The 22,101-nt window shown below is 61.4% G+C and carries 21 protein-coding genes and 2 pseudogenes; 13 read left to right on the top strand and 10 right to left on the bottom strand.

Going from position 1 to position 22,101, the window contains the following annotated elements:
- Nucleotides 1-6: 6 nt before the first annotated feature.
- The 3 genes from JZ00_RS07985 to JZ00_RS07975 form a co-directional block, all read right to left on the bottom strand.
- Nucleotides 7-2,850, bottom strand: coding sequence for a class I adenylate cyclase (locus tag JZ00_RS07985; RefSeq protein ID WP_039590192.1), 2,844 nt, complete (start codon nt 2,848-2,850; stop codon nt 7-9).
- A gap of 175 nt (nt 2,851-3,025) precedes the next feature.
- Entirely contained in the window at nt 3,026-3,271 is a 246-nt protein-coding gene (locus JZ00_RS07980; protein ID WP_039590194.1) for a TIGR02647 family protein, read from the bottom strand.
- A gap of 211 nt (nt 3,272-3,482) precedes the next feature.
- The gene (locus JZ00_RS07975; protein WP_039590196.1) at nt 3,483-3,767 is read right to left on the bottom strand and encodes a hypothetical protein; all 285 of its coding nucleotides are present in this window, start codon (nt 3,765-3,767) and stop codon (nt 3,483-3,485) included.
- Between the two features lie 124 nt (nt 3,768-3,891).
- Here JZ00_RS07975 and JZ00_RS07970 point away from each other — a divergent pair, with 124 nt between their 5' ends.
- Nucleotides 3,892-4,551, top strand: coding sequence for a glutathione S-transferase family protein (locus JZ00_RS07970; protein ID WP_039590198.1), 660 nt, complete (start codon nt 3,892-3,894; stop codon nt 4,549-4,551).
- Between the two features lie 126 nt (nt 4,552-4,677).
- Here the strand turns inward: JZ00_RS07970 and argH are convergent, their stop codons facing one another.
- Nucleotides 4,678-6,072: an argininosuccinate lyase gene (gene argH, locus JZ00_RS07965; protein WP_039590849.1), complete on the bottom strand. Its 1,395-nt coding sequence runs from the start codon at nt 6,070-6,072 to the stop codon at nt 4,678-4,680.
- 317 nt (nt 6,073-6,389) lie between these two features.
- On the opposite strand from argH, the pseudogene JZ00_RS31195 reads away from it, so the two are divergent.
- From JZ00_RS31195 to JZ00_RS07935, 8 genes and pseudogenes are all read left to right on the top strand, one after another.
- A pseudogene (locus tag JZ00_RS31195) lies at nt 6,390-6,539 on the top strand (sensor histidine kinase); the annotation flags it as partial.
- Entirely contained in the window at nt 6,536-7,282 is a 747-nt protein-coding gene (locus JZ00_RS07960) for a LytR/AlgR family response regulator transcription factor (protein ID WP_039590200.1), read from the top strand. The pseudogene JZ00_RS31195 and the gene JZ00_RS07960, both read left to right, overlap by 4 nt.
- 126 nt (nt 7,283-7,408) lie before the next feature.
- Entirely contained in the window at nt 7,409-8,350 is a 942-nt protein-coding gene (gene hemC / locus JZ00_RS07955; protein WP_039590202.1) for a hydroxymethylbilane synthase, read from the top strand.
- Nucleotides 8,347-9,093: pseudogene (locus JZ00_RS31400) on the top strand (uroporphyrinogen-III synthase); the annotation flags it as partial. The gene hemC and the pseudogene JZ00_RS31400, both read left to right, overlap by 4 nt.
- 36 nt (nt 9,094-9,129) lie before the next feature.
- Complete coding sequence (locus tag JZ00_RS31395) at nt 9,130-10,266, top strand: uroporphyrinogen-III C-methyltransferase (protein ID WP_039590850.1); 1,137 nt, start codon at nt 9,130-9,132, stop codon at nt 10,264-10,266.
- A complete protein-coding gene (locus tag JZ00_RS07945; protein ID WP_039590205.1) occupies nt 10,263-11,510 on the top strand; it encodes a heme biosynthesis protein HemY in 1,248 nt (415 codons plus the stop codon). The genes JZ00_RS31395 and JZ00_RS07945 overlap by 4 nt, the downstream gene beginning before the upstream one ends.
- Nucleotides 11,511-11,775: 265 nt before the next feature.
- Nucleotides 11,776-12,318: a disulfide bond formation protein B gene (locus JZ00_RS07940; RefSeq protein WP_039590208.1), complete on the top strand. Its 543-nt coding sequence runs from the start codon at nt 11,776-11,778 to the stop codon at nt 12,316-12,318.
- 178 nt (nt 12,319-12,496) lie between these two features.
- Nucleotides 12,497-12,955 carry an Rsd/AlgQ family anti-sigma factor gene (locus tag JZ00_RS07935; protein ID WP_039590209.1) on the top strand — a complete coding sequence of 153 codons (459 nt, stop codon included), beginning with the start codon at nt 12,497-12,499 and terminating at the stop codon, nt 12,953-12,955.
- A 57-nt stretch (nt 12,956-13,012) separates the two neighbouring features.
- Here JZ00_RS07935 and JZ00_RS07930 read toward each other — a convergent pair whose 3' ends face one another.
- The gene (locus tag JZ00_RS07930) at nt 13,013-13,678 is read right to left on the bottom strand and encodes an FKBP-type peptidyl-prolyl cis-trans isomerase (protein WP_039590212.1); all 666 of its coding nucleotides are present in this window, start codon (nt 13,676-13,678) and stop codon (nt 13,013-13,015) included.
- A 193-nt stretch (nt 13,679-13,871) separates the two neighbouring features.
- On the opposite strand from JZ00_RS07930, the gene JZ00_RS07925 reads away from it, so the two are divergent.
- Nucleotides 13,872-14,984 (top strand): AlgP family protein, encoded by a 1,113-nt coding sequence (locus JZ00_RS07925; RefSeq protein ID WP_039590214.1) that lies wholly within the window; start codon nt 13,872-13,874, stop codon nt 14,982-14,984.
- Here JZ00_RS07925 and JZ00_RS07920 read toward each other — a convergent pair.
- A complete protein-coding gene (locus JZ00_RS07920; RefSeq protein WP_039590216.1) occupies nt 14,981-15,436 on the bottom strand; it encodes a TIGR02444 family protein in 456 nt (151 codons plus the stop codon). The two genes, JZ00_RS07925 and JZ00_RS07920, sit on opposite strands and share 4 nt — an antisense overlap.
- Nucleotides 15,437-15,486: 50 nt before the next feature.
- Between JZ00_RS07920 and JZ00_RS07915 the strand changes: the two genes are divergently transcribed.
- From JZ00_RS07915 to rhtB, 3 genes are all read left to right on the top strand, one after another.
- A complete protein-coding gene (locus JZ00_RS07915) occupies nt 15,487-17,397 on the top strand; it encodes an ATP-binding cassette domain-containing protein (protein WP_039590217.1) in 1,911 nt (636 codons plus the stop codon).
- A complete protein-coding gene (locus JZ00_RS07910) occupies nt 17,397-17,978 on the top strand; it encodes a mechanosensitive ion channel family protein (RefSeq protein WP_039590218.1) in 582 nt (193 codons plus the stop codon). Before JZ00_RS07915 ends, JZ00_RS07910 begins: the two co-directional genes overlap by 1 nt.
- Before the next feature lie 91 nt (nt 17,979-18,069).
- Nucleotides 18,070-18,702: a homoserine/homoserine lactone efflux protein gene (rhtB, locus tag JZ00_RS07905; RefSeq protein ID WP_039590220.1), complete on the top strand. Its 633-nt coding sequence runs from the start codon at nt 18,070-18,072 to the stop codon at nt 18,700-18,702.
- Between the two features lie 73 nt (nt 18,703-18,775).
- On the opposite strand, the gene JZ00_RS07900 is transcribed toward rhtB, so the two are convergent.
- The 4 genes from JZ00_RS07900 to JZ00_RS07885 all read right to left on the bottom strand — a co-directional run bounded on the left by JZ00_RS07900 (nt 18,776) and on the right by JZ00_RS07885 (nt 21,968).
- Entirely contained in the window at nt 18,776-19,519 is a 744-nt protein-coding gene (locus JZ00_RS07900) for a hypothetical protein (protein WP_039590223.1), read from the bottom strand.
- Nucleotides 19,520-19,522: 3 nt separating this feature from the next.
- On the bottom strand, nt 19,523-20,110 hold the full coding sequence (gene lpoB, locus JZ00_RS07895) for a penicillin-binding protein activator LpoB (protein ID WP_039590225.1): 588 nt from the start codon (nt 20,108-20,110) through the stop codon (nt 19,523-19,525).
- Between the two features lie 73 nt (nt 20,111-20,183).
- Nucleotides 20,184-20,555, bottom strand: coding sequence for a YcfL family protein (locus tag JZ00_RS07890; protein ID WP_039590227.1), 372 nt, complete (start codon nt 20,553-20,555; stop codon nt 20,184-20,186).
- A gap of 18 nt (nt 20,556-20,573) precedes the next feature.
- Nucleotides 20,574-21,968 (bottom strand): COG3014 family protein, encoded by a 1,395-nt coding sequence (locus JZ00_RS07885; RefSeq protein ID WP_039590229.1) that lies wholly within the window; start codon nt 21,966-21,968, stop codon nt 20,574-20,576.
- Between the last annotated feature and the right edge of the window lie 133 nt (nt 21,969-22,101).

Here is a 22,101-nt window from a genome sequence, read left to right as displayed (position 1 = left end):
ATCCTGTCAGACCTGAATCAGTGCCTCGTTCAGTGCGCGCTCCAGGTCGGCCTTGTAGCGCAGGTACAGAATGCTTGAGCACGCGCCGTCGCCCACCAGGCCGGAGAGGTCGAGGTCGGTGATATAGCAGCGATAGCGTTCGGCTTCGCGGCGCTGCCCGACGATTTCCCTGGCGACCACCTGGAACAGTTGGTCGCCATGCTCCAATTCCGAAAATTCCCGCTGGTCGCAATACAGGGTGACGTGCACCTGCCCATGCGCTGCTTTGCCGATGATCCCTTGCACGTCATAAAAGGGCTTGTTGATGGGCGTCTGCGGTGCCGGCCGTGACTCGACCCGCCGAGCCCGCCCGTTACCCGAAGGCAGGAGCTGGTAATACAGGATTTCCAGCGCCAGCGGCTGGGCAACGTCCATCGGCAGCAGGGCATCGCGGCGGTACAGCACCGATTGCAGGAAACGTTGCAGCGGTACCAGCAGGCTTTGTTCATCGTGATATGGCAAGCGCTGTTGCCACAACGCATTGAGTTCATCGAGCACATACAGCTCGGCTTCGTCTTCGTAGACCCTGTAGAACACCTGGATGCACTCGGGTTGACCCATGGGCAGGATCAGCGCCACGTCGTGGTCTTCCAGCGCCATTGAATCCAGGTGCAGCGGGCTGTAGGCGGTCAGCTCTTCTGCGAGATAATCCATCAGCGCCGACAGGCTGCCCAGCGCCACGTGGTTGACTTGGCCCGGCACCAATTCCAGTACGTGATAGTGCTGCTGGACTTGCAGCAGATACCGGTAGTTGAGTTTGCTCAGTAGCAAGGCCTGGGTGGTCTCGATGACTTCTTCGACCCGGCGCGCAATGAATTGCGCGCGGTTATGACAGAAGCACCGGACCTGCACGCGCGGTTGGCGTTGTGCCGTGGGCAAGGCGTTGAGGTAGTCGCGCAGGCAATCGAGCAGGGCATGCTCGCCATCGAAGCGGTTGACCAGTACCTCATTCCAGCTATTGAGTGTGACCTGGTCGAGGGTGAGCACCAGGTTTTCCCGAACCCCGGCGTAGCTCAGGGAATCGGTGCGCTCGGTGGTCATCAGGATGTTCAGGTCGCGGTGATGCTTGAGCGGGTCGACGCCGACGTTCACCAGGATCAGCACTTCGCTGGGTACGCTGGCGTGCAGCAACTGGACTTCATCGACCGTGGCCAGGGGCAAGGCGATGGCCTGTTGCAGGCTGCCCAGCAGGTTGAACAGCTCGAACTCGCTCAGGTCGCTTTCGCCAGGGTGCAGCGCCAAGCGCGTGCTGCTGTCGATCACACCGTTGCGATGGCACCAGGTGAGCAATTCAAGGAGCTCTCGGCTGCGTTTGATGGGCGCGAAGTTTTCCCATTCCAAGGCATTCAGGCTGCCGTTGTACAAGCCCCACTGGTTCTGCCCAGGCTCTTTCTTGTTTGGCGACTGGACCAGTGTCAGGGTGTCCTCCGCCAAGTCCGGAGCAATGCCAGGGTTGATGAATTCGATTTTGTCGGCCTTGCGCTCGAAGGCCGCATACAGCCGCCGACCGAGAACATTGAGGTCGCGCTTGTTGATCAGGCTGACGGTTTTCTCGGTGCGGGCGAACTCGGTCAAGAAGCGATAGCTGTAGGTCAGCTCGTTGACCAGTGCCCGCCGCTCATTGCTCACCTGGCGGACTTTCCACTGGCTACGGCTATCGAGCAGGGCCAGTTGACGCTGGTCCCAGGCCCACTCCCGAGCCAGGCGCTCCAGCAGGTTGCGCTGCCAGCCACTGCTGCGAGCGTGGCCGGTAAGCTTGCGATTGACCTTTAGGTACAACGCGCGCCGGATCAGCTCCAGGCGTTCCGGCTCGCCGCGGGCGATCAGATATTCCTCGAGGCGGCGATAAACGACCATGTACGGGTCCAGCTCATCCAGATCCAGGCGATTGGCGAACACCGCCTGTTTGAAGCGCAGGCTCAGGCAGCGGACGTCCGGGTGCTCGCTGGCGTAGACCTCGGTCAGCAATAGCTTGAGCACCGACTTGTAAGGCGATTCGATGCCCTTGAACAACTGCCAGAGCCCGGCGCCGACGAACTCCCCCGGCGGGATGTAGGCCAAATGCCCCAGGTCCAGGGTTTCGTCGGCACGAATGAAACGCTTGGAAATCAGCGTATGGGTGTATTGCTCGTAGTTTTCTTCTTCATACACCGGCACCAGCCACCAGATTGGCGTGCGCCCGGCCAGCCAGATGGCGGTGCGGTAGAACTCGTCCAGCAGCAGATAATGCTGGGTGGTGCCGCAGTCATCGGAGCTGAGTTGGTTGTCCCGCTCGCCGCGGACGAATCGCGCCGGGTCGATGAGGAAAAAGTGCGCTTCGGCGCCTTGGGTCGCGGCCCAGGTTTCCAGCAGTTGGCATTTTTTCCGCAGCTCGGCCAGCTCATCGTCGCTCAGGTCCGGCCCATGGCAAACCCACACATCCATGTCGCTCTGGTCGGCCTGGGCGAGCGTGCCGAGGCTGCCCATCAGGAACAGGCCGAGGATCGGTCGCGGTGGGTTGCTGCCATGTCGTGCTTTATAGGAGAACGAGCGGGTCAGCCGTTGGGCCTCGGCGAGGACGTTTGTGTCGGGCTCGTAATTCGACAACCCGGCGGGCGTGCTGCCCGAGACATAGCCGGGCAGCAGCGGATGGTTGACGTGGAAAAACAGCGGAAGCAACGTCAACACGCCCTGTTGGCGGGTCGACAACCCTTCGAGGGCGCGCTCCATGCGTCCGGTATTGAGCTTGAGGAAACGCGCGCGCAACTGGCTCAGGACCTTGCGGTCGATTCCCTCGTCCAGATCGGGGCGTATTTCGTGGTTGCGGGTCATGTCAGCTCAAACCGGCTCGCGGCGTCGAACGTGGGAAAGCACAAGTGATGGCAGGTTAGCGCCCGAGTCGTGGAATTCTTAAGCTGAAAATGATGGTGACGTCAGGATTTTTTACGAAAGAGCCTGTGCGCCTGCGGAAATCCCGATGCAGGGACTTCCGTGGGCGAGGAGAGAATCAGGCGGCTTCTTGCACGCTGAGGATCGTCAGGACGGTTTGCACATTCTGTGCGGCATCACGGCCCAGGCTGGTCAGGTAACCGCCATCGGGTTGGGTGATGAGTTCTTTGTCAAACAGGCGTTGGGCAGCGGCGATGGCTTTGGGGGCAGCGGTCTGATGGATTTTCAGGCCTTCCTGGGAACTGTCCAGGTTGAAGAGTGCAAGGATTTCCAGTTCGGCAACCAGCTCAGGGGTAAGCGACATAAGGACTCCAGACTTTCTAGGAATTTGGACGACAGCGTCACTAAGGTGAGCGCACTTGGCCGAGCTGTCCAGTCTCAATGTCATGCTTTTTTGTTTAGGACGGTGCTCCGTGGCGAGGGAGCTTGCTCCCGCCCGAGTGCGCGGCAGCCGTGAGCATTTCGGGAGCGCGTCGCGGTCCAGCCGGATTAAGCGCCCTCGCCACAAGAGCGGTTCAGTTCATTTCCGGTGGCAACTCGGGCAGGGCGCGCAGCGCACCTTCGTACCATTCGGTATTGAACGGACGGTCTTCTTCCAGGATCGCGTCGATTTCCACCGCCAGCACGTGGGCCATCAGGTTGAGGATTTCTTCACGCTCATACCCCACCAGGGTCAATTTGTTGAACGTGGCCTTGGCCGCTGGTGGATTATCGCTTTCGATCTGGTTCTCGATGGCCTGGATCAGCGTGTTCTCGACGAATTCTTCTTCGTCGTTGTCGATGTCGATGGGCTCGCTCATGGCAGGCTCCTGTAGGAAAGGGCGCCAGTTTACCTGCATTCAGGGGCGTGATGCGCCTGGCGCGAAACACCTTGGCGGTCTATAACCCAAGGCTGCCAACCCCGCACGGCCTGGAGGCTATGGAATGCTCAAGCTTTATGGTTTTTCTGTCAGCAATTATTACAACATGGTCAAGCTGGCGTTGCTGGAGAAAGGGGTGCCTTTCGAAGAGGTCCAGTTCTTCGGCGCCCAGACTCCGGAAGCGTTGGCCATCAGCCCGCGCGGCAAGGTGCCGGTGCTGAAGACCGAGCAGGGTTTCATCAACGAGACCAGCGTGATTCTCGAATACATCGAGCAAACCCAGCCGGGCAAGGCCCTGTTGCCTGCGGACCCGTTCGAGCGTGCCCAGGTATTGGCCTTGTGCCGGGAAATCGAGCTGTACATCGAGCTGCCTGGGCGTGCCTGTTACCCGGAAGCGTTTTTCGGCATGCCTGTGGCTGATGCCATCAAGGAAAAATCCAAGGCCGAATTGCTGTTGGGGTTCGCTTCGCTCGATCGGCATGGCAAGTTTTCGCCTTACGTGGCGGGCGACAGCCTGAGTCTCGCTGACCTGTATTTCTACTACAGCCTTTCGCTGGCCTTGCAGGTGGGCAAGAAGGTGTTCGATATCGATTTGCTGGCTGATATGCCGAAGGCGAAGGCCTTGATGGAACTGCTGGGGCAGAATCCGCATGTGCAACGGATAGCGGCGGACAGGGAGGCAGAGATGCCGGCGTTTTTGGCTAAGATTTCCGCCAGGAAGTAGATTTCTTGCGCTTTTGGGGGCGCCTTCGCGAGCAGGCGCGCTCCCATTTCAGATCTTGAGTCAGCCCACGATGGGGTGAGCACGAAGATCCGATGTGGGGCGAGCTTGCTCGCGATGCTTCAGGCTTTAGCGGCTGGCGATCAGGGCCTGGCCACGCACCACGGCGGCCTTGACCTGCGCCGGCGCGGTACCGCCGATGTGGTCACGGGCGTTGACCGAGCCTTCCAGGGTCAGCACGGCAAACACGTCCTGGTCGATCTGATCGCTGAACTGGCGCAGTTCGTCCAGGCTCATCTCCGCCAGGTCCTTGCCGCTGTCCACGCCGTATTTCACGGCATGGCCGACGATTTCGTGGCAATCGCGGAACGGCAGGCCACGACGCACCAGGTAGTCCGCCAGGTCAGTGGCGGTGGAGAAACCGCGCAGGGCTGCTTCGCGCATGACCGCATGCTTGGGCTTGATGGCCGGGATCATGTCGGCGAAAGCCCGCAGCGAATCGCGCAAGGTGTCGGCGGCGTCGAACAGCGGCTCCTTGTCCTCCTGGTTGTCCTTGTTGTAGGCCAGCGGTTGGCCTTTCATCAGGGTCAGCAGGCCCATCAGCGCGCCGAATACTCGGCCGCTCTTGCCTCGTACCAGTTCCGGCACGTCGGGGTTTTTCTTTTGCGGCATGATCGAGCTGCCGGTGCAGAAGCGGTCGGGCAAATCGATGAATTGGAATTGGGCACTGGTCCACAGCACCAGCTCTTCGGAGAAGCGCGACAGGTGCATCATCGCGATGCTCGCGGCGGCGCAGAATTCAATGGCGAAATCGCGGTCCGAGACGTTATCCAGCGAGTTGCCGCCCACGGCGTCGAAGCCCAGCAGTCGGGCGGTGTACTCACGGTCGATCGGGTAGGTGGTGCCGGCCAGCGCGGCGCTGCCCAGGGGCATGCGGTTGGTGCGCTTGCGGCAATCCACCAGACGCTCATAGTCGCGGCTGAGCATCTCGAACCAGGCCAGCATGTGATGCCCGAACGTTACAGGTTGAGCCGTTTGCAGGTGTGTGAAGCCCGGCATGATGCTCTCGGCTTCGCGTTCGGCTTGCTCCAGCAGGCCTTTTTGCAAGCGCGTGATCTCGGCGAGGATCAGGTCGATCTCATCGCGCAGCCACAGGCGGATATCGGTGGCGACCTGGTCGTTGCGGCTGCGGCCGGTGTGCAGCTTCTTGCCGGTCACGCCAATGCGATCGGTCAGGCGCGCCTCGATGTTCATGTGCACGTCTTCGAGATCGACACGCCAGTCGAACTGGCCGGCCTCGATCTCGCCCTGGATGGTCTTCAGGCCATCGATGATGCTGTCGCGCTCGGCATCGGTGAGCACGCCGACCTTGGCCAGCATGGTGGCGTGGGCGATCGAGCCCATGATGTCGTGGCGATACAGGCGCTGGTCGAAATTGACGGAGGCGGTGAAGCGGGCGACGAAGGCGTCGACGGGTTCACTGAAGCGGCCGCCCCAGGACTGATTGGTCTTGTCAGTGCTCATGAATTCGCTCGTGATCGGCTGGAAAAAGGTAGCGGTTAAAGGCTGCCCCGGATGATAACAGGGTTGCCGGGGCTGGCGCTGGCACTGGTCGGCAGGTTTTTTGCCGCAAATGCCAGGGATCCAGAAGGCTTTTTCGCGCAACGATATTTTTCGATTGAGCAATATCGTCGTGGCAACCGTCTACAGTGGACGGTAGGGCTTTGGTTTTTCATCCTGGACGCATCGGACGCACCAAATAAAGGGGGGTGCTCATATTGGTCAGATCGAGTCTTAACAAACCCTGTGGCGACGCTGTGCGACAACAGGCCTCGAGCATCGGTCGGCAAGCGCTGGTAAAGATAGACAACCGCCTCGCGGCACTTTTTGGCCCTCGGACCAGTCTTAGCGTGGATCGCGGTGACGGATGTCACTTCCCCTGTCTACGCTATCCTTGTGCGAGACTCACGCAGGAATCCAGCGCAATATGAATGTCCTGATCGTTGATGACGAACCACTGGCCCGCGAGCGCCTGAGCCGACTGCTCGGCGAACTCGAGGGTTACAGTGTCCTGGAGCCGAGCGCCACCAATGGCGAAGAGGCATTGGCCCTTATCGACAGCCACAAGCCGGATATCGTGCTGCTCGACATTCGCATGCCCGGCCTCGACGGGTTGCAAGTCGCGGCAAGGCTCTGCGAGCGCGAGTCACCTCCAGCGGTGGTGTTTTGTACCACTCGGGATGACTTTCCCCCCGAGGTCCTGCAGGCCGGTGCCGTGGGCTATTTGCTCAAGCCCGTCGCGGTCGAGGCGCTGGAAGAGGCACTGCGCAAGGCTGAGCGGCCGAATCGCACGCAATTGGCGGCGCTCACCCGTCCGGCCGCCGAAAGCGGCAGCGGCCCGCGCAGCCATATCAGCGCGCGGACCCGCAAGGGCATCGAGCTGATACCCCTGAACCAGGTCGTCTATTTCATTGCCGACCACAAGTACGTGACCTTGCGCCACGAAAGTGGCGAAGTGTTGCTGGACGAGCCACTCAAGGCCCTGGAAGACGAATTCGGCGAGCGGTTCGTGCGCATCCACCGCAATGCCCTGGTGGCCCGCGAGCGTATCGAGCGCTTGCAACGTACGCCCCTTGGACATTTCCAGCTGTACCTCAAGGGGCTCAATGGTGATGCGCTGATCGTCAGCCGACGGCATGTAGCGGGCGTCCGCAAGATGATGCAGCAGCTCTAGCGCCCGCCATCAGGCGTTCCATTTCCAGGGTTGGGGGCCAGGGAGGCCGCGGGGTCGTGATTCAAGTCAAAGCGGATTTGGCTGAGCTGTTATTATCTGCCGTATCTTTTAAGTACGGATTGATCCATGTCCCCTCGCGAGATCCGCATCGCCACCCGTAAAAGTGCCTTGGCCCTCTGGCAGGCCGAATACGTCAAAGCCCGCCTCGAAACGGCCCATCCGGGCCTGGTCGTGACGCTGGTGCCCATGGTCAGTCGCGGCGACAAGCTGCTGGACTCGCCACTGTCGAAAATCGGTGGCAAGGGCTTGTTCGTCAAGGAGCTGGAGACAGCCTTGCTGGACAACGAAGCCGACATCGCCGTGCATTCGATGAAAGACGTGCCCATGGACTTCCCCGAAGGCCTGGGCCTTTTTTGCATCTGTGAGCGGGAAGACCCGCGCGATGCATTCGTCTCCAATACATTCTCCAGCCTTGACGCGCTGCCTGCCCGGAGCGTGGTGGGCACGTCGAGCCTGCGCCGCCAGGCGCAGCTGCTGACTCGTCGTCCCGATCTGCAGATCCGTTTCCTGCGTGGCAACGTCAATACGCGCCTGGCCAAGCTCGATGCCGGCGAATACGACGCTATTATCCTCGCCGCCGCGGGCTTGATCCGCCTGGGTTTCGAAGATCGCATCACCTCGGCCATCAGCGTCGACGACAGCCTGCCCGCCGGCGGACAGGGGGCGGTGGGCATCGAGTGCCGTAGCGCTGACAGCGAGATCCATGCCCTGCTGGCGCCGCTGCACCACGAAGACACGGCCACTCGAGTCTTCGCCGAGCGCGCCCTCAACAAGCATTTGAACGGAGGCTGCCAGGTGCCGATTGCCTGCTACGCCGTCCTTGAAGGTGAGCAAGTCTGGTTGCGCGGCCTGGTGGGCGACCCGAGTGGTGGAAAACTGCTCAGCGCCGAGGCGCGGGCGCCGCGTCGCGATGCCGAGGCATTGGGTGTGCGCGTCGCCGAGGATCTGCTGGGCCAAGGGGCCGACGACATCCTCAAGAAGGTCTACGGCGAGGCAGGCCACGCGTGACGGGATGGCGCCTGCTGCTGACCCGGCCGGCGCAAGAGTCGTCTGCGCTGGCGGCTGTCCTGGCAGAGGCGGGGGTATATGGCAGCAGCCTGCCGCTGCTGGATATCACGCCGATCCCCCTGCCTGAATCCGAGCGAGCCAAGCTCAAGGCCGTGGATCAGTACTGCGCGGTGATCGTGGTGAGCAAGCCTGCGGCACGCTTGTGCGTGGAGTTGCTGCGCCAATATTGGCCGCGTCTTCCTGACCAGCCATGGTTCAGCGTGGGCGCTGCGACCGGGCAGATTCTTGCCGACGCCGGCCTCCGCGTTTCTTACCCTGATGACGGCGATGACAGCGAAGCCTTGCTTGAGCTGGCAACGTTGCGCCAGGCTATCGACCGGCCTGAGCCACGTGTCTTGATTGTGCGTGGAGAGGGTGGTCGCGGTTTGCTGGCAGAGCGTTTGCGTGAGCAAGGTGCTAGTGTCGATTACCTGGAGCTGTACCGTCGCGGCTTGCCGAACTATGCCGAAGGTGAATTACCGGCGAAGGTCGAAGCGGAACGCTTGAACGCGCTGGTGGTCAGCAGTGGGCAGAGCTTCGAGCATCTGCACCGGCTGGCCGGTGATGCGTGGGCCGCCCTGGCGCGGCTACCCTTGTTTGTGCCAAGCCCCAGGGTCGCCGAGATGGCGCGTGCCGCCGGGGCCCGGACAGTTGTGGATTGCCGTGGCGCCAGTGCCGCGGCTTTGCTGGCGGCTTTACGGGAACAATCCGTGCCGTTTTCTAATGCAAAGGATGGATACGTGAGCGAAACAGCCTTGCCAAAAGATCAAGACCAGCCAGCGATCGATGTTCCGGTAGACGCCTCGGCCTCGGCCCCGGTCGCGCCGCGTCGCGGAAACGGACTGGCGATTGTCGCTTTATTGTTGGGCGCTGCCGGCGTGGCCGTGGGTGGGTGGGGCGTTTGGCAATTGCGTCATCTGCAAGCCAACACCCAGCAGCAGGCCACCCAGGTCCAGGCACTCAATGACCAGGCGCAGAACCTCAAGCTCAACGAGCAGCGCCTGAGTGAACGCCTGGAACAACTGCCTCCGGCTCAAGAGCTGGAAGAGCGGCGGCGTCAGGTCGCTCAACTGCAAGGTGACCAGCAGCGCCTGAACCAGCGCCTGGAAACCGTGCTCGGTGCCAGCCGCAAGGACTGGCGCCTGGCCGAAGCCGAGCACTTGCTGCGCCTGGCCAGTCTGCGACTGTCTGCCCTGCAGGACATCAGCAGTGCCCAGGCACTGGTGCAGGGCGCGGATGAAATCCTGCGCGAGCAAAACGATCCCGGTTCCTTCGCTGCCCGCGAACAACTGGCCAAGACTCTCGCTGCGTTGCGCAGCACGGAGCAGCCGGATCGCACCGGCCTGTTCCTCCAGTTGGGCGCCCTGCGTGACCAGGTCCTGCAGTTGTCGGAGATCGCTCCCGAATACAAGGATCGTGGTGAATCCCTGCTCGGGCTGACCGCCGATGGCGATGGGGCAAGCCGGTGGGCGCAGTGGTGGGATCAGATCTCGCGCTACATCCGCATCGATTTCAATGCCGATGAAAATGTCCGTCCGCTCCTGGCCGGCCAGAGCTTGATGCAGGTGCGCCTGGCGCTGAGCCTGGCACTGGAGCAGGCGCAATGGGCTGCCCTCAACGGCCAGGCTCCGGTATACACCCAGGCACTGGCCGAAGCCCGGGATGTCCTCAAGAACAACTTCAACCAGGACAACCCCCAAAGCAAGATCATGCTGGAACGAGTCGTTGAGCTGGGCAAGATGCCGGTGACCGTGGTCACGCCGGACCTGGCAGGCAGTCTCAGCGCCGTCCAGGCCTACCTTGAGCGCCGCAACGTGAATGCCGAAGAATCGGTCAAGCCAATGCCCAAGGCAGGCGAGCAGGAGGCCACGCCATGAAGCGCCTCTACGTGATTCTATTCGTGGTCATCGCCGTCGCCGCCGTGCTGGGCGTGGCGATCGCCGAGCATTCGGGTTACGTGTTGGTGGCGTACAAGAACTTCCGCTACGAGGCCGGGCTATGGGTTACGCTGGCATTGATTGCAGTGCTCTGGCTGCTGTGGCGGGGCATAAGCGCGTTGATCCGACTGGTGACCACTTCCACCGGCGTCGTCAACCCATGGTCGCGGCGCAACCGCAGTCGTCGTGTCCAGGTCGCGATCGAGCACGGCCAGTTGGACCTGGCCGAAGGACGGTGGGCCAGTGCCCAGCGGCATTTGCACCGCGCCGCCGAAGCCGAACGCCAGCCGTTGCTGTATTACCTTGGAGCCGCCCGCGCGGCCAATGAGCAGGGCCTGTACGACCAGAGCGATAGTTTGCTGGAGCGCGCCTTGGAGCGTCAGCCCCAGGCGGAGCTTGCGATCGCGCTGACGCACGCGCAGTTGCAAATGGACCGGGGCGATACCGACGGTGCGTTGAGTACGCTGCAAGCCATGCATGAACGCCACCCTCATAACGCCCAGGCCTTGCGCCAGCTGCAACGTTTGCATCAGCAGCGTGGGGATTGGTCCGCGGTGATCCGACTGTTGCCCGAGTTGCGCAAGGACAAGGTCCTGCCTGCCGCTGAACTGGCAGAGCTGGAGCGTCGCGCCTGGGGTGAAAACCTCACCCTGGTAGCTCACCGCGAAGCCGATGGCAGCGTCGGTTTGCAATCGCTCAACCGCGCATGGCAGCAATTGACCTCCGCCCAGCGCCAGGAGCCGGCACTGGTATTGGCTTATGCCGAGCAGCTTCGGCAGTTGGGCGCCCAGGTCGAGGCCGAAGAGGTGCTGCGCGCCGCGCTCAAGCGAAATTACGATAGCCACTTGGCGCGCTTGTATGGCCTGGTCCGCGGTGCTGATCCGATCCGGCAATTGCAAGTGGCTGAGGGCTGGCTCAAGGAACATCCGGATGATCCTGGCCTGCTCTTGACGCTGGGACGCCTGTGCCTGCAAAACAGCCTGTGGGGCAAGGCGAGGGATTATCTGGAAAGCAGCTTGCGCATGCAGCGCAACCCTGAGGCTTGCGCCGAACTGGCGCGGCTGCTGGCGCAATTGGGGGATGCCGAGCGTAGTAACCAACTGTTCCAGGAGGGGTTGGGGTTGCTGGATGAACGTCTTCTGGCCGCGCCCTTACCGGTTTCGCCACAGGTCCTGACGACTTGAGACAGTGATCAGCAAGTGTTGAGGTCGGTGTGGGTCCTTCGCCGCAGCGGCCGGATATTCTTGAGGCAAACGGTTGTGGATCCCGGCCCGGTTTTGGGGTTTTGATTATTCCTTCAGTAAAGTCCTACAGCGGACTGAGCTAAATCCCCTTATGCCTGTCGGGAATTCGCTACATCCCAGGTGAAGTGTCTGCGTGGGGCTGCCTTGAAAGGCCCGAGGGCTTTCCTCTACCGTTACAGCCTGTCTCTTCTGTTACGGATTCGCCATGTCTTTGGCCAGCTCACGCTTCTTGTTTCTCATGGCTTCCATCGCCGCAGCCCTGGCTATTGGCATTGCCAGTTACCTGGAATATGTGGTCGGCCTTTCCCCCTGCAGTCTGTGCATCTTGCAGCGGTTGTGCCTGATGCTGTTCTTTATGAGCTGCCTGGCGGCCTGCGTGCATGGCCCTGGTCAAAAAGGCAGCGTTATATATGCTGCGATGGGTGGGGCTTTTGCTTCGGGCGGGTTGGTGCTGGCGTGGCGCAATGTCCTGGCGCAAACCGATTCGGTGGAGCTTCTACCTGACTGCGTCACTCACCTGAGAGGCGCGGACTCGTGGTGGCACGCCATGCGTCATGTTGCCAATGGCTTGATCGACTGCGCGACAGTGACCTGGACCCTGTTTGATCTGAGCATTCCCGAATGGAGCCTGCTGTTTTTTCTGGCTGTTGCTGTTTCGATGACTTACCTGCTGCTGCGCCTGGCCTGGGATGCCCTGGTAGGGCCATTCAGCGGCAAGACGTCGCAGTTTGTCCGGGCGCTGGATTAAACACTTGTATGAACTTTATCTCCTGCGTACCTTGAAGCAGTTGTCGCGCGGGCATAATCTGGCCCGCACGTATCATTGGAATCATGCCACTCGATCATGTTGTGTCTGCCTTGCTCCTGATCATTCAGGCGTATGTTTCAGACGGCGAGGGGCGTGACTCAGAAGGGAAGAAATCACCATGCTCGAAAGTTGTCAGAATGCTCAGGAACGCTGGGGTGGGGTGCATCTGCTGATCGACCGCTGGTTGCAGGAGCGTCATGAACTGGTTCGAGCCTATGATGCGCTTGGCGACAAGCCTGAGGCACTGAGTGAAAGCCGCAAGCCCCTGCAGGAGTTTTGCGGTGTGCTGGTGGACTATGTATCCGCCGGTCATTTCGAGATCTACGAGCAACTGACGGGCGAGGCCAAGGCCTTCAACGACAAGCGCGGCCTGGAACTGGCCGACACGATTTATCCGCGCATCGATGTCATCACCGAGAAGCTGCTGGCCTTCAATGACCTGTGCGATGAGGGCAAATGCGTAGCGGAAAAATTCAAGGAGTTGGGCGGCTTGTTGCACGAACGTTTCGAACTGGAAGATTGCCTGATCGAAGTCCTGCACAACGCTCACAAGGAAGAAGCTGCGGTCCAGGCCTGAGCCAACTTTCTCGACAGAAAACGGTGCGCATTGCGCGCCGTTTTTCGTTTGTGCCCGTCAGGTCGCCGCGCCCAGCAGTTCGATTTCAAAGACCAGGGGCGTGAAAGGCGGGATCACGTCTCCGGCACCTTCGGCGCCATAGGCCAGGGCTGAAGGAATCACCAGTCGCCACTTCGCGCCTACCGGCATCTGCGGCAGTGCGCTGCGCCAGCCATCGATCACGCTATCAAGGTTGAACCACTGCGCCTGATGGTTGGAATCGAACACGGTGCCGTCCGGCAACCGACCGACATACAACACTTGGACTTTGCCGTGGGGGCCGGCTTTCGCGCCACTGCCTGGCTTTAGTTCGGTCAGCAGGATGCCGTCCGGCAACTGCTGGACACCAGGCCGGCCTTTCTCATCGCTGAGAAATTTCTGCTCGGTCTTTAGCGCCGCTACGTCCTGGGCGGGTGCCGCTTGCGCCGTCAACTGCGCCTGGTGTTCGGCCAGGATGCGTTCGATGCGTTCATCCTCCAACGCCAGCGGCTTGCCCAGGTAAGCCTGTTGCAGGCCCTCGACCAAGGCTTGGATCTCCAGGTCGGGCACGTCTCGGCGCAGGCGTTCCCCCAGGCTCGCGCCCAGACTGTAGGCCAGGTCCCGGGCGTCGTTTGCGTTGGTTTTTTCGGTGGCCTGGGCCACGGGGAAAACCATGCAAAGAAGTAAAAAAAGGTGACGCGACATGTGTACTTGCTCCGGCCTCGATTCGAGGGATTATGCCAGTGCCGCTGACAGTAAAAGTGATTTGCCCAGGCGATGGCGCAGAAGATTTTTTGTCCCGTGCAACGCAACGCCTTGTGTAGTGTCAACATGCCCTAGCGGCGGTTGCAGCAGAGGTCTAGTATGAGCCGCACTCACGTCAGTCAGGAGGTAAACCATGTCGGCCACCAAGAAGCCTGTAAACACTCCGTTGCACTTGCTCCAACAACTGTCGGGCAGCTTGCTCGAGCATCTGGAAAATGCCTGCTCCCAAGCCCTGGCTGATGCTGAAAAATTGCTCGCCAAGCTGGAAAAACAACGCGGCAAGGCGCAGGAAAAACTGCACAAGTCGCGCACCAAGCTGCAAGACGCAGCAACTGCCGGCAAGGCCAAGGCACAAGCCAAGGCCAAGGACGCCATGAAAGAGCTCGAGGACCTGCTCGATGCCCTGAAGGATCGTCAGTCCGAAACCCGTTCCTACATCCTGCAACTCAAGCGTGACGCCCAGGAAAGCCTGAAGCTGGCCCAAGGTGTCGGCCGCGTCCAGGAAGCCGCAAGCAAGGCGCTGTCTCTTCGCGCGGCCAAACCTGCCGTTGTATCGGCCAAGAAGCCGGCGGCTAAACCTGTCGCGGCAAAAACCGCAACCAAGGTGGCGGCCAAGCCAGTCACTAAACCTGCCGTGAAGAAACCGGTCGCTGCCAGCGCAGTGAAACCCGTTGCGAAAAAGCCAGCCGCCAAGGCTGCCGCCAAGCCTGTCGTGAAAGCAGCAGCCAAACCTGTCGCCGCCAAGCCTGCTGCAAAAGTGGCCGCCAAGCCTGCCGCTAAAACCGCCGCTGCCAAGCCCGCTGCAACGAAAGCCACCGCTGCCAAACCGGCTGTCAAAGCGGCCGCCAAACCCGCTGCGAAGCCGGCTGCCAAGCCAGCGGCGACCAAGGCCGCTGCTGCAAAACCTGTCGCTGCCAAGCCTGCTGCGAAATCGCCGGCCAAACCCGCTGCTGCCAAGGCGCCTGCCAAAGTTGTGGCTAAGCCTGCGGCTAAACCGGCTGCGGCCAAGCCTGCGGCGACCAAGCCGGCCGCTGCCAAACCTGCAGCCAAGCCCGCTGCGAAGCCAGCCGTGAAAAAGCCGGCCGCTGCCAAGCCTGCCGCTGCAAAACCGGCAACTGCTCCGGTTGCCAAACCTGCCGCGCCAGCCCCAACGGCGACCCCTGCGCCCACGACCGGCACGCCAGCACCGGCGCTGAACCCGAGCGTAGCCACCGCCCCAAGCACCACTCCAACCCGCGCTTCCTAAGCGCCGGAGACCGCGACGCGCAGCTGCTGCAGCGCGTCGCGGTTGGCTGGGCCGGCAAGCTTTCGCAACCATTGCGCTGAATCCGCAGCTTGTCCCGTCGGCCAGTCCTTGGCGGTTGCCTCCAGCCGCTCAAGCAATAGCCGTTCGGCTTCCAGTTCCAGTTTCTTGATCTGTTCTCGCAATCCACCCAGCCTCGGATCCTCCAGCGCGGGTTTTTTCCATTGGGTGCGCAATGCCCGCAATGGCTGCACGACGCTGGAGTCCCAGGGGCCGGCCAGATGCTGAAGCTGCTGTAGCTTTTGCTCATCACAGCTCACACCGCGTTGCTCCAACCACAACCCACAGAGCACCAGGCAGACATTCGCGCCATCCGCTTGCAAGGCCAGGCACGCAGATTCCACGCCGGGCTTGGCATAGAGGTTGATTGAAAAGCTCCACAGATCAGAGGACATCGTGCTACTCGCGCCAGTTGCGAGCGAAGCTGGTAGACTCCGCCGCCATTATGATTCGACTTCAGAACCTGACTTTACAGCGTGGCCCGCAACGTCTGCTAGAAGACGCCGAGCTGACCCTGCACGCCGGCCACAAAGCTGGCCTCATCGGTGCCAACGGCGCCGGCAAATCGAGCCTGTTCGCCTTGTTGCGCGGCGAGTTGCACCCGGATTCCGGCGACTGCTTCCTGCCTGCGGACTGGCGCATCGCCCACATGCGCCAGGAGGTCGATACTCTCGAACGCCTGGCGGTGGACTACGTGCTCGATGGCGACCTGCGCCTGCGTCAGGTGCAAAGTGACCTGGCGGCGGCCGAAGCGGCCCACGACGGTGCCGCACAGGCCCGGCTGCATTCGGAACTCGACAGTGCCGATGGCTACACCGCCGATGCCCGCGCGCGTAAATTGCTCGCCGGCCTGGGCTTCACCAATGAGCAGATGGACCGTCAGGTCGGCGATTTCTCCGGCGGCTGGCGGATGCGCCTGAACCTGGCGCAGGCCCTTATGTGCCCGTCGGACCTGTTGTTGCTCGACGAACCGACCAACCACTTGGACCTCGACGCGATCATCTGGCTCGAAGACTGGCTCAAGAGTTATCCCGGCACGCTGCTGCTGATCTCCCATGACCGGGATTTCCTCGACGCCGTCGTGGATCACGTCGCCCATGTCGACCAGCGCAAGCTCACCTTGTACCGTGGCGGCTACAGCGCCTTCGAGCGCGCCCGCGCCGAACGCCTGGCACAGCAACAGCAAGCCTACGAGAAGCAGCAGGCCCAGCGGGCGCACATGGAAAGCTACATCGCCCGCTTCAAGGCCCAGGCCACGAAGGCCCGCCAGGCGCAGAGCCGGATCAAGGCGCTGGAGCGGATGGAAGAGCTGTCGGCGGCCCACGTCGATTCGCCATTCGATTTTGTTTTCCGCGAGTCGTCGAAGATTTCCAGCCCACTGATCGACTTGTCCGATGCGCGACTGGGCTATGGCGATAAAACCGTGCTGGAAAAGGTCAAGCTGCAACTGACTCCTGGTGCGCGGATCGGTCTGTTGGGGCCTAACGGTGCCGGTAAGTCGACCCTGATCAAAAACCTGTCCGGTGAGCTCGAGCCTTTGGCCGGGCGCCTGACGCGGGGTGAAAACACCGTCGTTGGCTACTTCGCCCAGCATCAGTTGGACTCCCTCGATGCCAAGGCCAGCCCACTGCTGCACTTGCAGCGCCTGGCGCCAACCGAGCGCGAGCAGACACTCAGGGATTTCCTCGGCGGTTTCGATTTTCGCGGGGCGCGCATCGACGAACCGGTGTTGAATTTCTCCGGTGGCGAGAAGGCGCGTCTGGCGCTGGCGTTGATCGCCTGGGGACGGCCGAATCTGCTGCTGCTCGACGAACCGACCAACCATCTGGACCTGGAGATGCGCCTGGCCCTGACCATGGCCTTGCAGGAGTTCAGTGGCGCGGTGCTGGTGGTCTCCCACGACCGGCACTTGCTCAAGAGCACGACGGACAATTTCTATCTGGTTGCAGACGGCAAGGTCGAAGAGTTCGACGGTGATCTGGAGGACTATGCGCGCTGGCTGGTGGATTATCGCCAACGCAACGCACCGGTCAGCAGCACGCCGGTAAACCCGGACAAGACCGACAAGAAAGCACAGCGCCAGGCCGCCGCGGCGTTGCGTCAGCAACTAGCGCCGCACAAGCGCGAGGCCGACAAGCTCGAAGCCGAGCTGGGCAAGCTGCATGAAAAGCTGCAAAAAATCGAAACCAGCCTCGGTGACAGTGGTCTCTACGAGGCAGCACGCAAGGATGAGCTGCGTGACCTGCTGGCCGAACAGGCCAAGCTGAAGGTTCGGGAAGCGGAACTTGAGGAGGCGTGGATGCAAGCCCTGGAGTTGCTGGAAAACCTGCAAGCGGAGCTGGAGGCGTTGTCCTGATGGAAGCGTTGTCCTTGCCCATACCTGTCATGTGGATCGAACCGATCTGGCTCGGTGTGCAAATCCTGCTGATCCTGTTGGTAGGTTATGTTGCCCAGCGTTTCGTCGCGCGTTTCCTCACGGGGCTCGGCGAGCGCTATCCATTGCCGACCCAGCTGGTGATCATTCTGCGTGGCGTGCTGCGCTGGTTGATCATGGGCAGTGCCGTGCTGGTGGCGCTGGAACGCCTCGGTGTCTCGGCCACGGTGCTGTGGACTGCGCTGTCGGGCTTCGTTGCCGTTGCGGCGGTCGCGTTCTTCGCCATCTGGAGCGTGTTGTCGAACCTGCTTTGCGCGATCCTGATCTACACCGTCGGGCCGTTCCGTCTCGGCGACGTGGTCGAGCTAGTGGAGGCGACCGACAAGCCTGGCATCAAGGGGCGGGTGGTGGCGATCAATCTGCTCTACACCACGTTGATCGAGCCCGAGGAACTCGGCACCGGCAGCTCCATGGTGCAGGTGCCCAATAGCCTGTTCTTCCAGCGGTCGGTGCGGCGCTGGCGCGGCAGCGAGGCGTTCCCGGTTGGCGGTTTCGTCGAATAGCCTTATTTGCCGGCGCATGAAGAAAACAGTGGTTATCCGCAAGGCGGCGCATTAGCTTATTCGTTTCGACGGATCCGAGCCGAGGTGTGCAATGTTGCTAGAAACGTGGCTGGCGTTTTTTGCCGCTTGTTGGGTTATCAGTCTGTCACCGGGCGCCGGTGCCATTGCCTCGATGTCCAGTGGTCTTCAGTACGGCTTCTGGCGTGGCTACTGGAATGCCTTGGGCCTGCAGTTGGGCCTGGCACTGCAAATCGCGATCGTCGCGGCAGGCGTCGGCGCAATCCTTACCGCATCGTCCACCGCGTTCTACGCGATCAAATGGTTCGGCGTGGCCTATCTGGTCTACCTGGGCGTCAAGCAATGGCGGGCGATTCCCGGCGACCTCAGCGACGACGCGGCTGTTCGGCCCATCGGCAAGCCCCTGGCGTTGGTGTTTCGCGGTTTCCTGGTGAACATCAGCAACCCCAAGGCCCTGGTGTTCATGCTCGCGGTGCTGCCGCAGTTCATCGATCCTCACGCACCCCTGGTCAAGCAATACTTGATCCTGGGCGTGACCATGGTTTGTGTCGATCTGATTGTCATGGCCGGGTATACCGGATTGGCGTCCAAGGTACTGCGCCTGTTGCGTACTCCCAAGCAGCAACGGCGGATGAACAGGACCTTTGCCGGATTGTTCATTGGTGCGGCGGGGTTGCTGGCGACGATCCGCAAGGCTGCGGTGTAGCTAAAGTCTGTACGGAGGCATTCTGTGGCGAGGTAGCAAGCTTACTCGCCACAGAATGCCCTCCCGATATTGATCAGCGCAGGATCACCGGCGCCGTATCCCTCGGCAGGTTGTTGCGTTGCGCGGGTTCGCCGGCTTGTTCATGGACTGGCCCGCCGAGCTGTTCGCTCAACTGCCGCGCCACATCTTCCCCCAGCGCCTTGGACACTTCACGTACGACCCGTGGCCGATTGAGGCTGATGCGCACGTCCCGGTGGTTCAGCAGCTTGGTGTCCTGGCCTTCACCCATGGCGGTGAAGGCCGAGGTGATTTCGAAGGTCTTGGTATTGATCAAGCTGAAATCCGCCACCAACGTCAGGGCAAGCACCGCCGAGTAGCTGTCGGCAGTGCCCAGCTCATTGATGTCGCGGGTGAAATCGATGTCCGACACGGTGCCGAACAGCACGTAGTCGGCGCCCTTGAAATTCCCCGCCTTGATGCGCTTGATCACGTCGTACACGTCGCCCTTGGACGAGGCGGTATAAGGCGTGCCTTGAACCAGCTGGAACATTGCGCTGCGCAGGATCTCGCCCTTGATATCGCCGGTGAACTTGCGCAGCTCACCCTGCTCGATGTAACTGCTGGTGGCCTCCATTTCGTCGTAGCTCGACGAAGCGCTGGCACTGTACGGGCTCGCCTGGAAGTTGCTCTGGGCCGAAACGGTGTGGATGTATTCCTCGACGCGCTCTTGATACGCCAAGTCCGTCACCGCGATTTTTGGGGCCGCTTGCGCAGTGAATGCGCAAGCCAGGGCCATCATGCCGATCCATGTGCGCATGGCTTAACGCTCCGTGGTCTTGCGGATTTCTTTTTCGTCCATCCATTCGGCCAGGCCACTTTCGACGTCGATCAGTTGCAGGCTGAATTTGTAGAACACGTCCTTGTAGTCTTCGCTGCGCTTGACGATCGAGCTGATGGAGCCCTCGATGCGATATTTGGCGGCGATCATGTTGCCGGTCTTGGCCACGGTGCTCTTTTTGTACAAGCCGCTCTGGTTCTGCAACTTCAGCTGGTCGACCTGGCTGTCCATGGCGTTGTTGTCGCTGGCGAAGCGCGCGGCGCCGGTCTTCATCAGTTGGGTCTTGATGCTGGTGGTGATTTCCCGGGTATCGATGTACTCGCTGGTCTTGTTCTTCACGTCATAGACCTGGACCACCGGACGGCCCTGCAGCACGCCGGACTGGGCGAGGGAGCGGGTCATGGATTCGGCGATCATTTGCAGATCGGTGGAGCCGAATTCGTTGGTGACGGTTTCCACGGCCTTGGTATCGCCATAGCTGATGTTCTTGTTGCCCAGCACCGGCGAGTTGTTGGCGCAGCCGCTGACGAGCAGGGCGGCGAGGGCGAGGAAGGAAATGCGTAGGAACATTGGGTGCTCTCAACTAAAGTTTGTTTTTGTGGCGAGGGGATAAATCCCTTCGCCACAGGAACGTGTATCTGTCTTACGGCGTGTTGATTTCCAAGCGGAAATCCACAGCCTTGGGCGTCGGTGCGATGGCCGGCAGGAAGCGGGTCTGTTCGCCGTAAAGCGTCAGGCTTTTCCAGCTTTCCTCCTCCGCAATGGGGAAGCCTTCCGGCCCCAGCCAGGCGAAGCGGTAGTACATGTTCTTGTTGTTGAAGCTGGTATTGCTCAGCTGCACGCTGACGGTCATGTAGCCGTTTTCCCGGGCGACGCGCATGGCGCCGACCACGATGTTCTTGGTCTTGCCCATCGCCACGACCTTGCTGGCGGCGCTGCCCGGCTCCGGTGGCGGTGGGGTGGCGCAACCGGCCAGCAAGGCCAGGGCGCCAACGGCGATCAGTTTAAAACGCATGTGAACAAGACTCCGTTCTTAAGGTTGCTTGAGTGCGATGGCGGTGGGATTGGCGCTCGGGATGACCTGGGCCGCCAGGCCGCCGGCGAATACCTGGTTACCCACCGCCCGCAGGCTGATGACCTGGTATCGCTGATCGACCTTGACCTTGACGACCGAGCCGCCTACCGCGCTTGGCAAGGTGACCTGGTGCTCGCCTTTCTTCAGGCGCAGGCGCACCACCTGGGTGTAGTCCGGGAGGGTGCGCCAGGTCCTGGTATCCGCGCCTTCAAGCACGGCCGAGGTAATGCCCACGGCCAGGCCGGCCAGGGGGTTGGTTTCGTTGATCTGCTTTTGCGCCACGCCACGAGTCACCGCGCGCACGGTGGTGCGCAGGATGATCCCCGGCATGTCATCACGCAGGGCCCTGCGCGACATGGCCGTGGTGCTGTTGAGTTGGGTCAGGTCCAGTTGCCGACCGTCGACGCCGATCTGGGCGAACGTGGCGGTGGAGGTGTCCGGCTTGATCAGCGGGAACGACAGCGGTGTGATGACAACGTTGCCGCTGATGGGCAGGGGCAGCGGGATACGGATCGAATCCCGGGACGGCGCGAGACCGCTCTGCACCACGATCAGGATGTCGCTGTCGTCGCCCTTGGCGGCAGGCTTGTCGAGGTTGAGCAGTGCTTGTTCCAGCAGCGGGGTGTTGGGCCGCAGTTCGGCGGCTTTGCGGTAACCCGGCGCGGCCAGGTCTTTTTCACCCAGCGCCTCGTAGACGAAGCCTGCCAGGTAATGGCTGAACGCGCTCTGGTAACTGTTTTTCAGGCTGACCACTTCCGGCGCGTCCAGGCTGGCGACCGGGTAACCCTTGAGGTCCTTGTACTCGGTCTTGACCCCTTGTTTCTCGGCATCTTCCTCGCGCTTGAGGTATTCCTTGTCCCGCAGGTCGGCGATCACCGCCTCGCGCTCGTGGGTCTTCTTGATCTGCAACCGAGCGCCGTCGAAGTCATTCACGGCCAGCAGGTTCAGGGCCATCTGCGTGGTGAGCATGACCTTTTCATAGTCATATCCCTCGTAGCGCCGAACCTTGTCGTTGACCAGGAAACTGCCGAACTGCGCGAGATATTTGGCTGTGTCGAGCTTGACCGCGTCTTCCCACTGGCCGACCTGTTGGTCGGCATTGGTCCAGGCCGTCTGGCTGCCGGACAAGTCGCCCTTGGCGCGCAGCAGCTCACCCTTTTCGAAGAAATAAAGCAGGTCTTTGTCCTGGCTGCTGTTGTTCTTTTCGAGCAGGGTCAATGCGGCGTCGACGTTGCCAGAGGCCAGCTGTTGATTGGTCTGGGCCAGCTCACTGTCGTAGTTGCGAAAGGCCGAACAGCCGGACAGCAGCGTGGTCGCGCAGAGGGCGACCGAGAAATAGGCACGGGTTGCCATGAACACTTCTTCCCTGAGTATCAGCCTGTTGTGCGGGTCGGGCTGGGGCGATCCACGAACGGGGCATTGGCGCCGTCGGTTCCTCATGACCAGAGGAGCTCTTATGCCTTCAACAAATAAGAGGGCGGCGCAT

The sequence above is a fragment of the Pseudomonas frederiksbergensis genome (assembly GCF_000802155.2).
GTDB classification, from domain to species: domain Bacteria; phylum Pseudomonadota; class Gammaproteobacteria; order Pseudomonadales; family Pseudomonadaceae; genus Aquipseudomonas; species Aquipseudomonas frederiksbergensis_A.
The sequence above is the reverse complement of the archived record's forward strand: the minus strand, read 5'-3'. Positions and strand labels throughout refer to the sequence as shown.

What these genes read in the sequence shown, in the direction of transcription:
- argH (WP_039590849.1), bottom strand. Translation starts at nt 6,072, where the DNA reads ATGAGCACTGACAAGACCAATCAGTCCTGGGGCGGCCGCTTCAGTGAA.
- JZ00_RS07900 (WP_039590223.1), bottom strand. Translation starts at nt 19,519, where the DNA reads ATGCGCACATGGATCGGCATGATGGCCCTGGCTTGCGCATTCACTGCG.
- JZ00_RS07940 (WP_039590208.1), top strand. Translation starts at nt 11,776, where the DNA reads ATGTCTTTGGCCAGCTCACGCTTCTTGTTTCTCATGGCTTCCATCGCC.
- JZ00_RS07960 (WP_039590200.1), top strand. Translation starts at nt 6,536, where the DNA reads ATGAATGTCCTGATCGTTGATGACGAACCACTGGCCCGCGAGCGCCTG.
- JZ00_RS07920 (WP_039590216.1), bottom strand. Translation starts at nt 15,436, where the DNA reads ATGTCCTCTGATCTGTGGAGCTTTTCAATCAACCTCTATGCCAAGCCC.
- JZ00_RS07975 (WP_039590196.1), bottom strand. Translation starts at nt 3,767, where the DNA reads ATGAGCGAGCCCATCGACATCGACAACGACGAAGAAGAATTCGTCGAG.
- JZ00_RS07970 (WP_039590198.1), top strand. Translation starts at nt 3,892, where the DNA reads ATGCTCAAGCTTTATGGTTTTTCTGTCAGCAATTATTACAACATGGTC.
- hemC (WP_039590202.1), top strand. Translation starts at nt 7,409, where the DNA reads ATGTCCCCTCGCGAGATCCGCATCGCCACCCGTAAAAGTGCCTTGGCC.
- JZ00_RS07915 (WP_039590217.1), top strand. Translation starts at nt 15,487, where the DNA reads ATGATTCGACTTCAGAACCTGACTTTACAGCGTGGCCCGCAACGTCTG.
- JZ00_RS07985 (WP_039590192.1), bottom strand. Translation starts at nt 2,850, where the DNA reads ATGACCCGCAACCACGAAATACGCCCCGATCTGGACGAGGGAATCGAC.
- JZ00_RS07885 (WP_039590229.1), bottom strand. Translation starts at nt 21,968, where the DNA reads ATGGCAACCCGTGCCTATTTCTCGGTCGCCCTCTGCGCGACCACGCTG.
- JZ00_RS07890 (WP_039590227.1), bottom strand. Translation starts at nt 20,555, where the DNA reads ATGCGTTTTAAACTGATCGCCGTTGGCGCCCTGGCCTTGCTGGCCGGT.
- JZ00_RS07910 (WP_039590218.1), top strand. Translation starts at nt 17,397, where the DNA reads ATGGAAGCGTTGTCCTTGCCCATACCTGTCATGTGGATCGAACCGATC.
- JZ00_RS07935 (WP_039590209.1), top strand. Translation starts at nt 12,497, where the DNA reads ATGCTCGAAAGTTGTCAGAATGCTCAGGAACGCTGGGGTGGGGTGCAT.
- lpoB (WP_039590225.1), bottom strand. Translation starts at nt 20,110, where the DNA reads ATGTTCCTACGCATTTCCTTCCTCGCCCTCGCCGCCCTGCTCGTCAGC.
- JZ00_RS07945 (WP_039590205.1), top strand. Translation starts at nt 10,263, where the DNA reads ATGAAGCGCCTCTACGTGATTCTATTCGTGGTCATCGCCGTCGCCGCC.
- JZ00_RS07930 (WP_039590212.1), bottom strand. Translation starts at nt 13,678, where the DNA reads ATGTCGCGTCACCTTTTTTTACTTCTTTGCATGGTTTTCCCCGTGGCC.
- JZ00_RS07980 (WP_039590194.1), bottom strand. Translation starts at nt 3,271, where the DNA reads ATGTCGCTTACCCCTGAGCTGGTTGCCGAACTGGAAATCCTTGCACTC.
- JZ00_RS07925 (WP_039590214.1), top strand. Translation starts at nt 13,872, where the DNA reads ATGTCGGCCACCAAGAAGCCTGTAAACACTCCGTTGCACTTGCTCCAA.
- rhtB (WP_039590220.1), top strand. Translation starts at nt 18,070, where the DNA reads ATGTTGCTAGAAACGTGGCTGGCGTTTTTTGCCGCTTGTTGGGTTATC.